Genomic DNA, 14,308 nt, shown 5'->3' with positions numbered 1-14,308 from the left:
TGTGGGAGCGAGCTTGCTCGCTCCCACAAGGGCTAGCGTTACTCGTCAGAACGGCTTGTCGAAGCTGATCTTTGGCTCTTTCCACGGCCCCTTGACGTCGTATCTTACGCTGGCAAAACGCGCTACGCGGTCACCGATCAGTTTGTCGATCAAAAACAATGCCCCACCCACCGCCGGGGCGCCGACAATCAGCGCGGCGATGGGCAGGTTGTTGGTCACCGGCAACGTCACCAGCAGCTTGGCGTCGACCTGGTCAGTGACCATGTCCAGCGTTCCGTTCAGTTCCAGGTTGCTCGAAGGTCCCGTCAAGGCGATGGGCTCACGCGTTACATAGACGCCATTGCTCGCCACCAGCAAGCCCTTGACCCGGTCATAGCTCAGCCCCTTGCCAAACAGGTCGGAGAAATCCAGGCGCAGGCGGCGGCCGATGGAGTTGAAGTTCAACAGGCCGAATACCCGCAACGCCTGCGCGCTGCCTTCGACCTCGACGAACTGCCCCTTGGTAAGCGACGCATCGAGACTTCCGGAGAAGCGCTTGGTGGCCACCCAGGCGGGCGAACCAGGCCAACGGCCGTCAACGTCCAGGCGAAACTCCTGGCTGGTCACGCTGGGGGCGAATCCCCAGCCTTTCAGCACATCGGCCAGGTTCTTACCCTTGATCCGCCCCTTGTACCAACTGCTGGTCGAGCCCGGCGCACCTTCCCAAGCGCCATTGCCATTGAGGACCATGCCCTTGAGGCCCATGTCCAGATCGTTCAACGCAATACCTTTACCGGTTGGACGCACCTTCAACGACCAGGCGCCGATCAGATCAGGCCCTTGGAACAACTGGTCGATGGCGATATCCAGGGCCGGTATCTTGCTCGGATCAACCGAAGCCAGCGGATCCGGGGCGTTTTCGTCGGCCTGCACCGTCGGGTCGGCAGCGGGCAGGCGCACGTAGTCCAGCTTGATACCGATGGGGGCGGCCTTTGCGTCCGGCACGTTGACGCTGCCCTTGGCCTGCTGGCTGTCGAGCCGCATGGCCCAGGCGTCCGGCTTGCGGTCCAGTTGCACCGATGCCTGGTCCAGCGTCGTGCCCATCGCCGTGAGTTTGCCCACTTTCAGGTCGACACCGCTGAGCACTTGCCGGGCGCTGCCGCCCGGGTCCTGGCCGGCGTATTTGCCCAACAGATCCTGCCAGGGACCCACATCCAGCTCCGATAGCGTGCCTCGCAGGCGCAGCCCCTTCGCTCCCGGCAGCACTGCATCGCCCCCGCCCAGGAGCAATTCGCCACGGCCATCGGCCGTTTTTCCGCTCGGGGCGGCATAAGTGAAGCTGGCCAGGTCGCCGTAATTGGCCCAGTAACGCCGCTCCGGCCCCTGCAATGTCATACGGAACACGGTGTCGCGCTCGGCATCAGCCGCCATGCCGAAGGGCGCCGGCAGATCCACCGCGACGCCTTTGAGATTGGAATTGATCGACAGCTGGCTGTCGGCGCCGTCCAGGATCACTTGCAACTGGTAAGGAATCACGCCGGAGACGGGCAACGGCTGGGTCACGCTCAGCCAGTCGGTGAGTTTCTTCACCTCAACCCGTCCGGACGCCGTGACACGCGTATTGAGCGCGCCGGTGCGGCCCTCGGCGAATATCTGCGCGGTCACGGGTCGGTCGAATGCCCGGGCCGCAATGTTCTTGCCGCTCAGCCCCTTGCTGCTGTCGAAGCGGAAATCCCCCTTGAGTTGAGTCAATTCCAAGGCCGGCTCGCTGAGTTTGAGCCGAGCCTTGTCCGTTGAGAAATCCACGAGGATCTTCGGTTGCTCGCCTTTCACGAGCGGGATATCGAGCTTTACGCTGCCGCGCAGGTCGCCCTCGCCTTCCCAGCCGGCGAATGTTTCGGCCGTGCCGATGGGCGCGGTCTGGAGGATCTTCAACCCGTCGCCGAGCCCTCCGGCAAACCCACCGTCGAGCAGCAAATGAGAGTTTTGCCCGGTCGGCACGTGGGGAATGTTCACCGAAACGTCTTTTACCTGGGTGCCCAGCAGTTGCCCCTGGCTGGCGAAGATGCGTACGCCGCTGTCCTCGACAAACACATCGCCGCTGACCTTACTGACCGAAGGCCAGCCGGGCTGGAACGCCAGCTCAGCGTCATGCACCTTGAAAAACAGGCTGATGCTGCGAGCCGCATCCTCGGCGCCTTTGTTCAGCGAGCCTTGATACTGAAAGAAGCCCTCATCCACCGCGCCTTTGACAATTGCGGTGCGCAGCCACTCGTCCAGCGCCGGACTGAGAACGGCCGGCAGGTACTTGCCGGTGTAGCGCCCATCACCGTCCACCAGGCCGACCCGCAGGTCCATGTAATCTTCCTGGCTGTGATCGAAATGCAGGCGAATCAGGAAATCCCCGGCAATCCGGCCCTCCTCGCCCAGCACCTTTAGGTAAGGCGCGATCAAGGTGAACCCTTGCTTGTCCAACTTCCAGGTCAGCCGTGCGTTGGCCTGCAAGTACTGCCAGGGTTTGGCGAAGATCGGGTCCAGGTGCAGGGAGAAATCCTTGCTGTCCATGCGCAGTTCGCCGCCGCCGAGGTCGCCGCTCAGGCTGCCCGAAACATTACGTGCCGCCGGGGCCCCGTGATAGGCGTTGAAACCCACCGTGTCGAGGTTGGTGGCGAAGCTGACTTTTTGATCACCGGTATTGTGTGGCCGGTAGTCGAGCAAGACGTTGCGCAAGCCACCGGTCACCTTGAGTCGGTCGATGGCGGTGGCGACGCCTTCCGGCAATGGCGCCAGGGCATTGATTAGCGGCGTGAGCGGCGTCAAGTCGAGACGATCGGCCTGCACGTGCCAGCGTTCCTCGGCCTTGTCGGTGGCGTCGGTCTGCTGCAGCTGCAGGCGCGACTCCCAGCGGGTGTCACCCAGGCTCATCGCCAGAGTGTCGAAGGTTGCGATAAATCCTTGGCTGCTGCGCTGGAAATAGCCGTTGAGGGCCAGGTTATGGATCTGCACGGGCTTGCGGTCGGCATAGGCGCCCTGGAGCTGCGGCGCGTTCAAGCGCACGGCCGCGCTTTGCACCGTGCCCGCGCCCCAGCTGAGCCAGAACTCGCCCCCCGCCTTGATTTCGGAAAAATTCCATTGCCGGGTCAGGCGTTTAGGCAGCCATTGGGACCAATCGCTTTGCGGCAGGCTCAAGTAGGCATCGGCCACGCCATTTTTCCAATCGCTGGCGCGGATGCGGGTACGCAGGTTGATCGCCACGGGCTGGCCGTCGGGCAGGGTCAGCCGAGCGTCCAGGCGCTGGCGGGAGGCACCGGTGCGCAGGCTCAAGCCAACGTAGGTGAGGCTCAGGGGCGGATGGTCCAGTGGCTGCAACGTCACTTGGCTGTCGAGCACCGACAGCTTCGAGACCATTTGCATGCGGTTCAACAGTTGCTGCGGATCGAGTGGCTGGTCGTCCCGTACTGGCAGGCCTTCCAGGGCCCATTTCCCGTCGGCGCCTTCCTTGAGGCTGATCTTCAGGCCGCTGATTTCCAGATGGGCGATGCGCACCTGGCGGGCCACCAGGCTGTCCCACACCGCGGGCACGGCGCGCACATGATCCAGGTGCAGGGCATTGGGGCCGTCGCCGACCACTACATCGCGCGCGGCGAAGATGGGGGCCAGGGCGTTCCAGCCGCCTTCGAGGCTACCGACGTGCACCGGCATGCCGAGCGCTTCGCCGGCACGGGCCTCGACCTCGCTACGGTATTCAGCCACCAGCGGGACCAACTCCCGGCCGAGGCTCACGTACAAGGCCAGCACGACCAGCAGCAGCGCACACAGGCCAAGCCCCCAGCGTGTCAATGTGCCCAACAGGCGTGTCAGACGCTCCATGTCAGCAGCCCCCCTTGGCAAAGGCATTCTCGCCGCGGCCTCGCCACTGCGCATGCCACGTCAGAGCAACACCACGTCGTATTGTTCCTGCGAATACATGGTCTCCACCTGGAAACGGATCGTGCGGCCGATAAAGGTTTCCAGCTCCGCGACGTTGCCCGACTCTTCATCGAGCAACCGGTCCACCACTTTCTGGTTCGCCAACACTCTATAGCCAGTGGCCTGGTAGGCGCGCGCTTCCCGGAGGATTTCCCGGAAGATTTCGTAACACACGGTTTCCGGGGTCTTGAGCTTGCCCCGGCCCTGGCAACTGCTGCATGGTTCGCACAGCACTTGTTCAAGACTTTCGCGGGTGCGCTTGCGGGTCATCTGCACCAGGCCCAGTTCGGTGATGCCGATGATGTTGGTCTTGGCGTGATCGCGCTCCAGCTGTTTTTCCAGGGTGCGCAGCACCTGGCGCTGGTGCTCTTCGTCTTCCATGTCGATGAAATCGATGATGATGATCCCGCCGAGGTTGCGCAGGCGCAATTGCCGGGCAATGGCCGTGGCCGCTTCAAGATTGGTCTTGAAGATGGTTTCCTCGAGATTACGATGGCCGACAAAGGCACCTGTGTTGACGTCGATGGTGCTCATCGCCTCGGCCGGATCGACCACCAGGTAACCGCCGGACTTGAGCGGCACCTTGCGTTCAAGGGCGCGCTGGATCTCATCTTCGACGCCGTACAGGTCGAAAATCGGCCGCTCGCCAGGGTAGTGCTCCAGGCGGTCGGCGATTTCCGGCATCAGCTCGGCGACGAACTGGGTGGTTTTCTGGAAGGTTTCCCGGGAATCGATGCGGATCTTCTCGATCTTCGGGCTGACCAGGTCACGCAGGGTTCGCAACGCCAGGCCCAGATCTTCGTAGATTACGCTGGGAGTGGCGATGGTCTTGATCTGCGCGGCTATCTGGTCCCAGAGCCTGCGCAGATAGCGGATATCCATGAGGATCTCATCGGCCCCGGCGCCTTCGGCGGCCGTACGCAGGATGAAGCCGCCGGCTTCCTTGATGCCTTCTTTTTCCACGCAGTCACTGACCACTTTTTTGAGGCGCTCACGCTCGGCTTCGTCTTCGATCTTCAGGGATATGCCGACGTGGGCGGTGCGCGGCATGTACACCAGGTAGCGCGACGGAATCGACAGCTGGGTGGTCAGGCGCGCGCCCTTGGAGCCGATGGGGTCCTTGGTGACCTGCACCACCAGGCTCTGGCCCTCATGGACCAGCGCACTGATGCTTTCCACCGCCGGCCCTTCGCGCATGGAAATTTCCGAGGCGTGGATGAACGCCGCGCGGTCCAGGCCGATGTCAACGAAGGCTGCCTGCATGCCCGGCAAAACCCGCACCACCTTGCCCTTGTAAATATTGCCGACGATGCCACGCTTTTGCGTGCGCTCGACGTGAACTTCTTGCAGGACACCGTTTTCAACCACCGCCACGCGCGACTCCATCGGCGTGATGTTGATCAGAATCTCTTCACTCATGGCAGGGTCTCGTTCAGGCATATTCACGATTATGGCCGCATCTAGTCAGACGGCGCTCAACGCGCGCTCAAGGTTTGCCAACAGGGTATGCCGAAATGGCCGAGCAATTCTGCGGTTTCGCAGAGCGGCAGGCCGACCACGGCCGAATAACTGCCTTCAAGCCCGGCGACGAACACCGCGCCCAGCCCTTGGATACCATAGCTGCCGGCCTTGTCTCGCGGTTCGCCGCTGGCCCAATAGGCGAGCGCTTCCTGTTCCGTGATCAGGCGAAAGCGCACGCGGCTGCGAACCACCCGGGATTCGCAGCGTTCGGCATCCAGCACGGCAATGGCGGTCAGTACCTCATGATCGCGCCCGGACAGGCCCAGGAGCATCGACACGGCGTCGGCCTGATCCTGAGGCTTGCCGAGAATTTGTCCATCCAGCACCACGGCGGTGTCCGCGCCGAGCACGCAGCCATCGATGTCATTTGATAGGGCACGTCGTCCAGCATCGGCCTTGCCACGCGCCAAGCGCTCTACATAGGCCGATGGGGTTTCGTGATCGTGGGGAGTTTCGTCGATGTCCGCACCGATGGCGGTAAATGGCACCCCGATCTGCGTGAGCAATTCACGCCGGCGCGGCGACCCTGAGGCGAGGTAAAGCGGTTTCATCAAGACATCTCTCTTATAGGCGACCGGCTTTTGTGGCGAGGGAGCTCCCTCGCCACAGGGATGTAAGTCATCAAAAAAGTGTAGATATCCTGACCGAATCAGTTGATTTTGAAACGCAGCCGCAAGCCGCGCAAACCGAAACTTATCCACGGCCAGAGCAATGCGCTGACCAGGGCCGGCAAGACCAGCGCCAGGGTCGGCTGGCGATTACCGGTCAAGGCGCTGAGCCATAATTGCACCAGTTGCGCCAAGCCGAAGATCACCAGGATCACCAAGCACTGTTGCCACATCGGGAACATGCGCAGGCGTTGTTGCAACGACAGCACCAGGAATGTGATCAAGGTCAGGATCAGCGCGTTCTGACCCAGCAACGTGCCATAGAGCACATCTTCGGCCAGCCCCAGGCACCAGGCCGTGACCATGCCGACCTTGTGCGGCAAGGCCAGGGCCCAGAAGGCCAGCAGCAAGGCCAGCCACAGCGGGCGCAGGATCTCCATGAACTGCGGCAGCGGGGAAACGCTGAGCAACAGGCCGATGGCAAAGGTCAGCCAGACCATCCAGCCATTACCGGATCGAGTACTGCTCATTCTTCACGTGCTCCCCTGGTGGCGGGCGTGGCGGCAGGCGCTGGGGCCGGTGGCTTGGTCGCGGGCCGGGCGGGTTGGACCGCCGGCTGCTGGGCTGCGGCCGGTCGGGCGGGAGCCGCGGCGTGTGCGGCCGGAGCTGTTGTTGCCGGGGCCGTCGCAGCCTGGGGCTTGGGCACAGTGGCTGGTACAGGTGCGGGCGCGGGCGCAGGTGTGGCCGGAGCAGGCGATTCGCCGCTCTGCTGGTCCTGGGCCTCCTGGGCCACGGCGGCATCGTTGGCGCGCTCTTCAGGCGTGCGGTTGTCGCTGAATACCAGCAGCAGGTAGCGGCTGCGGTTCAACGCAGCCGTTGGCACCGCCCGCACGATCGCGAACGGCTGGCCAGAGTCATGAATGACTTCCTTGACCGTCGCCACGGGATAACCAGCCGGAAACCGCTGGCCGAGGCCGGAACTGACCAGCAGGTCGCCTTCCTTGATGTCGGCGGTATCGGCCACATGGCGAAGTTCGAGGCGCTCGGGGTTGCCGGTGCCGCTTGCGATTGCCCGCAAGCCGTTGCGATTGACCTGCACCGGGATACTGTGGGTGGTATCGGTCAGCAACAGCACACGAGACGTATAAGGCATTAATTCCACCACCTGCCCCATCAGGCCACGGGCATCGAGCACCGGCTGGCCGAGGACCACGCCGTCGCGCTCGCCCTTGTTGATGATGATGCGGTGGGTGAACGGGTTCGGGTCCATGCCGATCAGCTCGGCCACTTCGACTTTCTCATTGACCAGCGCCGAGGAGTTGAGCAACTCGCGCAGCCGCACGTTCTGTTCGGTGAGGGCCGCCAGCTTCTGCATGCGTCCCTGCAGCAGCAGGTTTTCAGTCTTTAGTTTTTCGTTCTCGGCGACCAGTTCGGTCCGGCTGCCAAACTGGCTGGCCACACCCTGCCACAACCGTTGCGGCAGATCGGTGATCCAGTAGGACTCCATCAACACCAGCGACATCTGGCTGCGCACTGGCTTGAGCAGCGTGAAGCGGGCATCCACCACCATCAGCGCAACCGACAGCACGGTCAACACCAGCAGGCGTACACCCAATGAGGGGCCTTTGGCAAAAAGCGGTTTAATAAGCCGCTCCTCCCAGGCAAACGTTGTCTTTATTCATACGGTATCGAACCGGCCTGGATACGAATGACAGAAGATAAACGCCAACGGGCAGCACTGCAAAGTGCCGCCCGAGCGCAAACAACATAGACCACTGCGCCAGATTTATTCGCTGGAGAGCAGGTCCATGGTGTGCTTGTCCATCATTTCCAGCGCACGGCCACCACCGCGGGCAACGCACGTCAGCGGGTCTTCGGCAACGATCACCGGCAGGCCGGTTTCCTGGGCCAGCAGTTTGTCGAGGTCACGCAACAGCGCGCCACCACCGGTCAGCACCAGGCCGCGCTCGGCGATGTCCGAGGCCAGCTCCGGCGGCGATTGCTCCAGGGCGCTCTTGACGGCCTGGACGATGGTTGCCAGCGACTCTTGCAGCGCTTCGAGCACTTCGTTGGAGTTGAGCGTGAACGCGCGTGGAACGCCTTCGGCCAGGTTGCGACCGCGAACATCGACTTCGCGCACTTCACCGCCCGGGTAGGCCGTGCCGATTTCCTGCTTGATGCGCTCGGCGGTGGATTCGCCGATCAGGCTGCCGTAGTTGCGACGTACGTAGGTGATGATCGCTTCGTCGAAACGGTCGCCGCCCACACGCACGGATTCGGCGTAGACCACACCGTTGAGGGAGATCAAGGCGATTTCAGTGGTACCACCACCGATATCGACGACCATCGAACCACGGGCTTCTTCCACCGGCAGGCCGGCACCGATGGCTGCGGCCATTGGCTCTTCAATCAGGAATACTTCGCGAGCACCGGCACCCAGGGCCGATTCACGGATGGCGCGACGCTCCACCTGGGTGGACTTGCAGGGCACGCAGATCAGCACACGAGGGCTGGGCTGCAGAAAACTGTTTTCGTGAACCTTGTTGATGAAGTACTGCAGCATCTTTTCGCAGACGCTGAAGTCGGCGATCACTCCGTCCTTCATGGGGCGAATGGCTGCAATGTTGCCCGGTGTACGGCCCAGCATGCGCTTGGCTTCCGTACCGACAGCCACGACACTTTTCTGGTTACCGTGGGTGCGGATGGCCACGACCGAGGGTTCATTCAGGACGATACCGCGCTCGCGCACGTAAATAAGGGTGTTGGCAGTGCCCAGGTCGATGGAGAGATCGCTGGAAAACATGCCACGCAGTTTCTTGAACATGGGAAAGGGACCCTAGGCAACGCGTGGGTAAAAAAGTGCGGCAAACTCTAACAACGACAGGGATTTTGGGCAAGGCGCCAATATGTTAAATTGGCCGCTTTTCTGTGCACCAAACCCTACAATCGCGGCCGTAGCGCCGTAGAAATGCGGTAGTGTTCCGACAATCTAACACACGGACAGACTGCGTCCGTTTTGTTTTCCACTGGAGAATCCCATGGCGCTTGAACGCTCCGACGTGGAAAAAATCGCTCATCTGGCCTGCCTGGGCCTCAATGAAGCCGATCTTCCACACATCACTTCTGCCCTGAACAGCATCCTCGGGCTGGTCGACGAAATGCAGGCGGTCGATACCGACGGTATCGAGCCGCTGGCCCACCCACTGGAAGCCAGCCAGCGCCTGCGCGCCGACGTCGTCACCGAGTCCAATAACCGCGAGGCCTACCAGTCCATCGCGCCAGCGGTCGAAAACGGCCTGTACCTGGTTCCGAAAGTCATCGACTAAAGGGAAAGAGCCTCTCATGCATCAGATGACCCTGGCCGAGATCGCCCGCGGACTCGCCGACAAAAAGTTTTCCTCCGAAGAGCTGACCAAGGCCCTGCTGGCGCGCATCGCCCAGCTCGATCCGCAGCTCAACAGCTTCATCAGCCTCACCGAAGAACTGGCCCTGAGCCAGGCCAAGGCCGCCGACGCCCGTCGCGCCAAGGGTGAGAACGGCGCCCTGCTTGGCGCGCCGATTGCCCACAAGGACCTGTTTTGCACACAGGGCATCCGCACCAGCTGCGGCTCGAAGATGCTCGACAATTTCAAGGCCCCGTACGACGCCACCGTGGTCGCCAAGCTGGCCGCCGCCGGCACCGTGACCCTGGGCAAGACCAACATGGACGAGTTCGCCATGGGCTCGGCCAACGAGTCGAGCCATTACGGCGCGGTGAAAAACCCGTGGAACCTTGAACACGTACCGGGCGGCTCGTCCGGTGGTTCCGCCGCCGCCGTGGCCGCGCGCCTGTTGCCGGCCGCCACCGCCACCGACACCGGTGGCTCGATTCGCCAGCCAGCTGCGTTCACCAACCTCACCGGCCTGAAACCGACCTACGGCCGCGTCTCGCGCTGGGGCATGATTGCCTACGCCTCCAGCCTCGACCAGGGTGGCCCGCTGGCCCGCACCGCCGAAGACTGCGCGATCCTGCTCCAAGGCATGGCCGGCTTCGACCCGAACGATTCCACCAGCATCGATGAACCGGTGCCGGACTACAGCGCCAGCCTCAACGGTTCGCTGCAAGGCCTGCGCATTGGCGTGCCGAAGGAATATTTCGGCGCCGGCCTCGACCCGCGCATCGCCGATCTGATTCAAAACAGCATCAAGGAGCTGGAAAAGCTCGGCGCGGTCATCAAGCAAATCAGCCTGCCGAACATGCAGCACGCCATTCCGGCGTATTACGTGATCGCCCCGGCGGAAGCCTCCTCTAACCTCTCGCGTTTCGACGGCGTGCGCTTCGGCTATCGCTGCGAGAACCCGCAAAACCTGGTCGACCTGTACAAGCGCTCCCGTGGCGAAGGCTTCGGCGCCGAAGTGCAGCGCCGGATCATGGTTGGCGCCTACGCGCTGTCCGCCGGCTACTACGATGCCTACTACCTAAAGGCGCAGAAAATCCGCCGCCTGGTAAAGAACGACTTCATGGCCGCCTTCAACGAGGTCGATATCATCCTCGGCCCAACCACGCCGAACCCGGCCTGGAAGCTCGGCGCCAAGAACAGCGACCCGGTCGCCGAGTACCTGGAAGACGTCTACACCATCACCGCCAACCTCGCCGGCTTGCCGGGCCTGTCCATGCCGGCCGGCTTCGTCGATGGCCTGCCGGTGGGCGTGCAGTTGCTCGCGCCGTATTTCCAGGAAGGCCGCCTGTTGAATGTCGCCCACCAGTATCAATTGAATACTGACTGGCACACCCGCACCCCAACCGGCTTCTGAGGAGAAACACATGCAATGGGAAGTCGTGATCGGGCTGGAGATTCATACCCAGCTCACCACCCGGTCGAAAATCTTTTCCGGTAGCTCGACCACTTTCGGTTCCGAGCCCAACACCCAGGCCAGCCTGGTGGACCTGGGCATGCCCGGCGTGCTGCCGGTGCTCAACGCCGAAGCGGTGCGCATGGCGGTGATGTTCGGCCTGGCGATTGACGCCGAGATCGGCCAGCACAACGTGTTCGCCCGCAAGAACTACTTCTACCCGGACCTGCCCAAGGGCTACCAGATCAGCCAGATGGAACTGCCGATCGTCGGCAAGGGCCACCTGGACATCGCCCTGGAAGACGGCACGGTCAAGCGCGTCGGTATCACCCGCGCGCACCTGGAAGAAGACGCCGGCAAAAGCCTGCACGAAGAATTCAACGGCGCCACCGGCATCGACCTGAACCGCGCCGGCACGCCGCTGCTGGAAATCGTCTCCGAGCCGGACATGCGCAGCGCCAAGGAAGCCGTGGCCTACGTCAAAGCGATCCATGCCCTGGTGCGCTACCTGGGCATCTGCGACGGCAACATGGCCGAGGGCTCGCTGCGTTGCGACTGCAACGTGTCGATCCGTCCCAAGGGCCAGGCCGAGTTCGGCACCCGCTGCGAGATCAAGAACGTCAACTCGTTCCGCTTCATCGAAAAGGCGATCAACAGCGAGATCCAACGCCAGATCGAACTGATCGAGGACGGCGGCAAAGTCATCCAGCAGACCCGCCTGTACGACCCGAACAAGGACGAGACCCGTCCGATGCGCAGCAAGGAAGAAGCCAACGACTACCGTTACTTCCCCGACCCGGACCTGCTGCCGGTGGTCATCGAGCATTCGTTCCTCGATGAAGTACGCGCCACCCTGCCGGAACTGCCGCCACAGAAACGCGAGCGCTTCCAGGCGCAGTTCGGGCTGTCGAGCTATGACGCCAACGTCCTGGCCACCAGCCGCGAACAGGCCGACTACTTCGAGAAAGTCGTGAGCATCGGCGGCGACGCCAAGCTGGCGGCCAACTGGGTGATGGTCGAGTTGGGCAGCCTGTTGAACAAGCAGGGCCTGGAAATCGACGAGTCGCCGGTTTCGGCCGAGCAACTGGGCGGCATGCTGTTGCGGATCAAGGACAACACCATTTCCGGCAAGATCGCCAAAATGGTGTTCGAAGCCATGGCCAATGGTGAGGGCAGCGCAGACGAGATCATCGACAAGCGCGGCCTGAAGCAGGTCACCGACACCGGTGCGATCAGCGCCGTGCTCGATGAAGTGCTCGCGGCCAACGCCGAGCAGGTCGAGCAATACCGTGCGGCGGACGAAGCCAAGCGCGGCAAGATGTTCGGCTTCTTCGTCGGCCAGGCCATGAAAGCTTCCAAGGGCAAGGCCAACCCGCAGCAAGTCAACGAACTGCTCAAAAGCAAGCTCGAAGGCTGATTGCCATGGAGCCAGTCTTCTGGTCTGGCTCGGTCCCCTGTGGCGAGGGAGCAAGCTCCCTCGCCACAATGAATTTCACAACCACACCGATGTGGGAAACTCCTCAATGAAGCGTCTCCTCGGCGCCTGCGCCCTGCTGTCCCTGCTGGCCGGTTGCGCCAGCCAGAGCGGGACGGTCGATCCACACGGCTACGACCAGACCGGCGTCGCCTCCTATTACGGCTCCAGGCACCATGGCAAGCGTACCGCCAGCGGCGAGCGCTTCGACCAGCACGGCCTGACCGCCGCGCATCGCCAGTTGCCGTTCGGCACCCGGGTGAAAGTCACCAACCTGAAAAACAACGACAGCGTTGTGGTCCGTATCAACGATCGTGGCCCGTATACCCGTGGGCGCCTGATCGATGTGTCCCGCGCCGCGGCCGAACAATTGGGCATGCTGCGCAGCGGTACCGCGCGTGTGCGTGTGCAAGCCCTCGACGACTGATAGACGGAGCCCGGCCATTTCCCTGATCAATGCTTTACCGCTGCTCAGCCTGATCGAACTGTGTGGCGCTCTGCTGTTGCTGATCGCCGGCGCCGAGTTGCTGGTGCGTGCCGCCGTGGGGCTGGCGGCACGCTTGCAGGTGCGGCCGCTGATTATCGGCCTGACCGTCGTCGCATTCGGCAGCAGCGCACCGCAAATGGCTGTCAGCCTGCAAGCGACCCTGGCACAGAACGCTGACATCGCCGTGGGGAGTGTGATCGGCAGCAGTACCTTCAACATCCTCGTCACCCTCGGGCTGTCGGCGCTGATCATTCCGCTGCGCGTCTCGCGTCAATTGGTGCGCTTGGATATCCCGCTGATGATCGGCGCCAGCCTGCTGGTGTTCGTGCTGGCCTGGAACGAAGAACTGACCCGACTCGACGGCGTCCTGCTGCTGGTAGCCCTGGCGGTGTACCTGGGCCTGTTGCTGCGCCAGTCCCGGCACTCCGCGCGACCACATCCGCTGGGAGGCGCAGTTGCCCATGGTTCGTGGCCCAAGGGCCTGGTGATGATCGTTTCGGGCCTGGCGATGCTGGTCTTCGCCGGGAACCTGTTATTGGGCGCGGCGGTGGAAGTGGCGACCGACCTGGGGTTGTCCGAGCGCATCATCGGCCTGACCATCGTTGCCGTGAGCACCTCGCTGCCGGAGCTAGCCACTTCGTTGATCGCCGCCCTTCGGGGTCAACGGGACATCGCAGTAGGCAACGTAATCGGCAGCAACCTGTTCAACCTTCTGGGTGTATTGGGCGTGACCGCCCTCGCCGCGCCTTCTGCGCTCTCGGTCTCGCCCAATGCCCTGGCCTTCGACCTGCCGGTGATGCTTGGCGTCGCGGTGCTGTGCCTGCCGGTGTTCTATTCCGGCTATCGCGTCACCCGCGCCGAAGGGCTGCTGTTCCTGGGCTTGTACACGGCGTACGGGCTGCATGTGGTGTCGTTCACCACCGGCATGCCATTGGCCGGCCAGCTTGAACGATTGATGTTGTTCTACGTGCTGCCGGCCCTGCTCGCGTTTCTGCTGTTCACTTCCTTGCGCGCCTGGCGCCGCCAACACCACAAGAGGGATTTGCCATGACCGACAATCCAAAGACCGGCCTCGATATGCGTCGCAAAGTGATGGGCGATGCGTTCGTCGACCGCGCCCTGGGCAGCGCCACCGAATTCACCCAGCCGCTGCAGGATTTCGTGAACGAACATGCCTGGGGCAGCGTCTGGAGCCGCGAAGGCCTGCCGCTGAAGACCCGCAGCCTGATCACCCTCGCCGCCCTCACCGCCCTCAAGTGCCCGCAGGAACTCAAGGGCCACGTGCGTGGCGCGCTGAACAATGGCTGCACGGTAGAAGAAATTCGCGAAGCGTTGCTGCATTGCGCGGTGTACGCGGGCGTGCCAGCGGCGATCGATGCGTTTCGGGCGGCGCAGGAAGTGATCGATAGTTACCAGAAACCTGAGTGAATTGGGCGA

12 protein-coding genes are annotated in these 14,308 nt (G+C 62.7%); 6 read left to right on the top strand and 6 right to left on the bottom strand.

Going from position 1 to position 14,308, the window contains the following annotated elements; all coding sequences use genetic code 11:
- Nucleotides 1-45: 45 nt before the first annotated feature.
- The 6 genes from J3Q04_RS04285 to mreB all read right to left on the bottom strand — a co-directional run bounded on the left by J3Q04_RS04285 (nt 46) and on the right by mreB (nt 8,901).
- Nucleotides 46-3,849 carry a YhdP family protein gene (locus J3Q04_RS04285; RefSeq protein ID WP_434607764.1) on the bottom strand — a complete coding sequence of 1,268 codons (3,804 nt, stop codon included), beginning with the start codon at nt 3,847-3,849 and terminating at the stop codon, nt 46-48.
- A gap of 60 nt (nt 3,850-3,909) precedes the next feature.
- Entirely contained in the window at nt 3,910-5,367 is a 1,458-nt protein-coding gene (gene rng, locus J3Q04_RS04280) for a ribonuclease G (protein ID WP_420765526.1), read from the bottom strand.
- A 56-nt stretch (nt 5,368-5,423) separates the two neighbouring features.
- On the bottom strand, nt 5,424-6,020 hold the full coding sequence (locus tag J3Q04_RS04275; RefSeq protein WP_434607767.1) for a Maf family protein: 597 nt from the start codon (nt 6,018-6,020) through the stop codon (nt 5,424-5,426).
- 98 nt (nt 6,021-6,118) lie between these two features.
- The gene (gene mreD / locus J3Q04_RS04270; protein WP_249876151.1) at nt 6,119-6,607 is read right to left on the bottom strand and encodes a rod shape-determining protein MreD; all 489 of its coding nucleotides are present in this window, start codon (nt 6,605-6,607) and stop codon (nt 6,119-6,121) included.
- Nucleotides 6,604-7,692 (bottom strand): rod shape-determining protein MreC, encoded by a 1,089-nt coding sequence (mreC, locus tag J3Q04_RS04265; protein WP_434560647.1) that lies wholly within the window; start codon nt 7,690-7,692, stop codon nt 6,604-6,606. The genes mreD and mreC overlap by 4 nt, the downstream gene beginning before the upstream one ends.
- Before the next feature lie 171 nt (nt 7,693-7,863).
- Complete coding sequence (gene mreB / locus J3Q04_RS04260) at nt 7,864-8,901, bottom strand: rod shape-determining protein MreB (protein WP_002555108.1); 1,038 nt, start codon at nt 8,899-8,901, stop codon at nt 7,864-7,866.
- 214 nt (nt 8,902-9,115) lie between these two features.
- Here mreB and gatC point away from each other — a divergent pair, with 214 nt between their 5' ends.
- The 6 genes from gatC to J3Q04_RS04230 all read left to right on the top strand — a co-directional run bounded on the left by gatC (nt 9,116) and on the right by J3Q04_RS04230 (nt 14,299).
- Entirely contained in the window at nt 9,116-9,403 is a 288-nt protein-coding gene (gene gatC, locus J3Q04_RS04255) for an Asp-tRNA(Asn)/Glu-tRNA(Gln) amidotransferase subunit GatC (RefSeq protein ID WP_039592252.1), read from the top strand.
- 16 nt (nt 9,404-9,419) lie between these two features.
- The gene (gene gatA / locus J3Q04_RS04250; protein WP_434607770.1) at nt 9,420-10,871 is read left to right on the top strand and encodes an Asp-tRNA(Asn)/Glu-tRNA(Gln) amidotransferase subunit GatA; all 1,452 of its coding nucleotides are present in this window, start codon (nt 9,420-9,422) and stop codon (nt 10,869-10,871) included.
- A 10-nt stretch (nt 10,872-10,881) separates the two neighbouring features.
- Nucleotides 10,882-12,327 carry an Asp-tRNA(Asn)/Glu-tRNA(Gln) amidotransferase subunit GatB gene (gene gatB / locus J3Q04_RS04245; RefSeq protein ID WP_434560651.1) on the top strand — a complete coding sequence of 482 codons (1,446 nt, stop codon included), beginning with the start codon at nt 10,882-10,884 and terminating at the stop codon, nt 12,325-12,327.
- Nucleotides 12,328-12,433: 106 nt separating this feature from the next.
- Nucleotides 12,434-12,811: a septal ring lytic transglycosylase RlpA family protein gene (locus tag J3Q04_RS04240; protein WP_420765529.1), complete on the top strand. Its 378-nt coding sequence runs from the start codon at nt 12,434-12,436 to the stop codon at nt 12,809-12,811.
- 49 nt (nt 12,812-12,860) lie between these two features.
- A complete protein-coding gene (locus J3Q04_RS04235; RefSeq protein WP_434611661.1) occupies nt 12,861-13,922 on the top strand; it encodes a calcium/sodium antiporter in 1,062 nt (353 codons plus the stop codon).
- Nucleotides 13,919-14,299 carry a carboxymuconolactone decarboxylase family protein gene (locus tag J3Q04_RS04230; protein WP_420765530.1) on the top strand — a complete coding sequence of 127 codons (381 nt, stop codon included), beginning with the start codon at nt 13,919-13,921 and terminating at the stop codon, nt 14,297-14,299. Before J3Q04_RS04235 ends, J3Q04_RS04230 begins: the two co-directional genes overlap by 4 nt.
- Nucleotides 14,300-14,308: the final 9 nt, after the last annotated feature.

The organism is Pseudomonas sp. D4-21 (genome assembly GCF_051132125.1).
In the GTDB taxonomy this organism is placed as follows: Bacteria; Pseudomonadota; Gammaproteobacteria; order Pseudomonadales; family Pseudomonadaceae; genus Aquipseudomonas.
Note: the sequence above shows the minus strand (reverse complement) of the source record. Positions and strands in the feature narration are given on the sequence as shown.

Bases quoted from the DNA above. Each gene is read 5' to 3' on its own strand.
- rng (WP_420765526.1), bottom strand. From the start codon at position 5,367: ATGAGTGAAGAGATTCTGATCAACATCACGCCGATGGAGTCGCGCGTG.
- gatC (WP_039592252.1), top strand. From the start codon at position 9,116: ATGGCGCTTGAACGCTCCGACGTGGAAAAAATCGCTCATCTGGCCTGC.
- J3Q04_RS04275 (WP_434607767.1), bottom strand. From the start codon at position 6,020: ATGAAACCGCTTTACCTCGCCTCAGGGTCGCCGCGCCGGCGTGAATTG.
- gatB (WP_434560651.1), top strand. From the start codon at position 10,882: ATGCAATGGGAAGTCGTGATCGGGCTGGAGATTCATACCCAGCTCACC.
- J3Q04_RS04285 (WP_434607764.1), bottom strand. From the start codon at position 3,849: ATGGAGCGTCTGACACGCCTGTTGGGCACATTGACACGCTGGGGGCTT.
- mreD (WP_249876151.1), bottom strand. From the start codon at position 6,607: ATGAGCAGTACTCGATCCGGTAATGGCTGGATGGTCTGGCTGACCTTT.
- gatA (WP_434607770.1), top strand. From the start codon at position 9,420: ATGCATCAGATGACCCTGGCCGAGATCGCCCGCGGACTCGCCGACAAA.
- mreB (WP_002555108.1), bottom strand. From the start codon at position 8,901: ATGTTCAAGAAACTGCGTGGCATGTTTTCCAGCGATCTCTCCATCGAC.
- J3Q04_RS04240 (WP_420765529.1), top strand. From the start codon at position 12,434: ATGAAGCGTCTCCTCGGCGCCTGCGCCCTGCTGTCCCTGCTGGCCGGT.
- J3Q04_RS04230 (WP_420765530.1), top strand. From the start codon at position 13,919: ATGACCGACAATCCAAAGACCGGCCTCGATATGCGTCGCAAAGTGATG.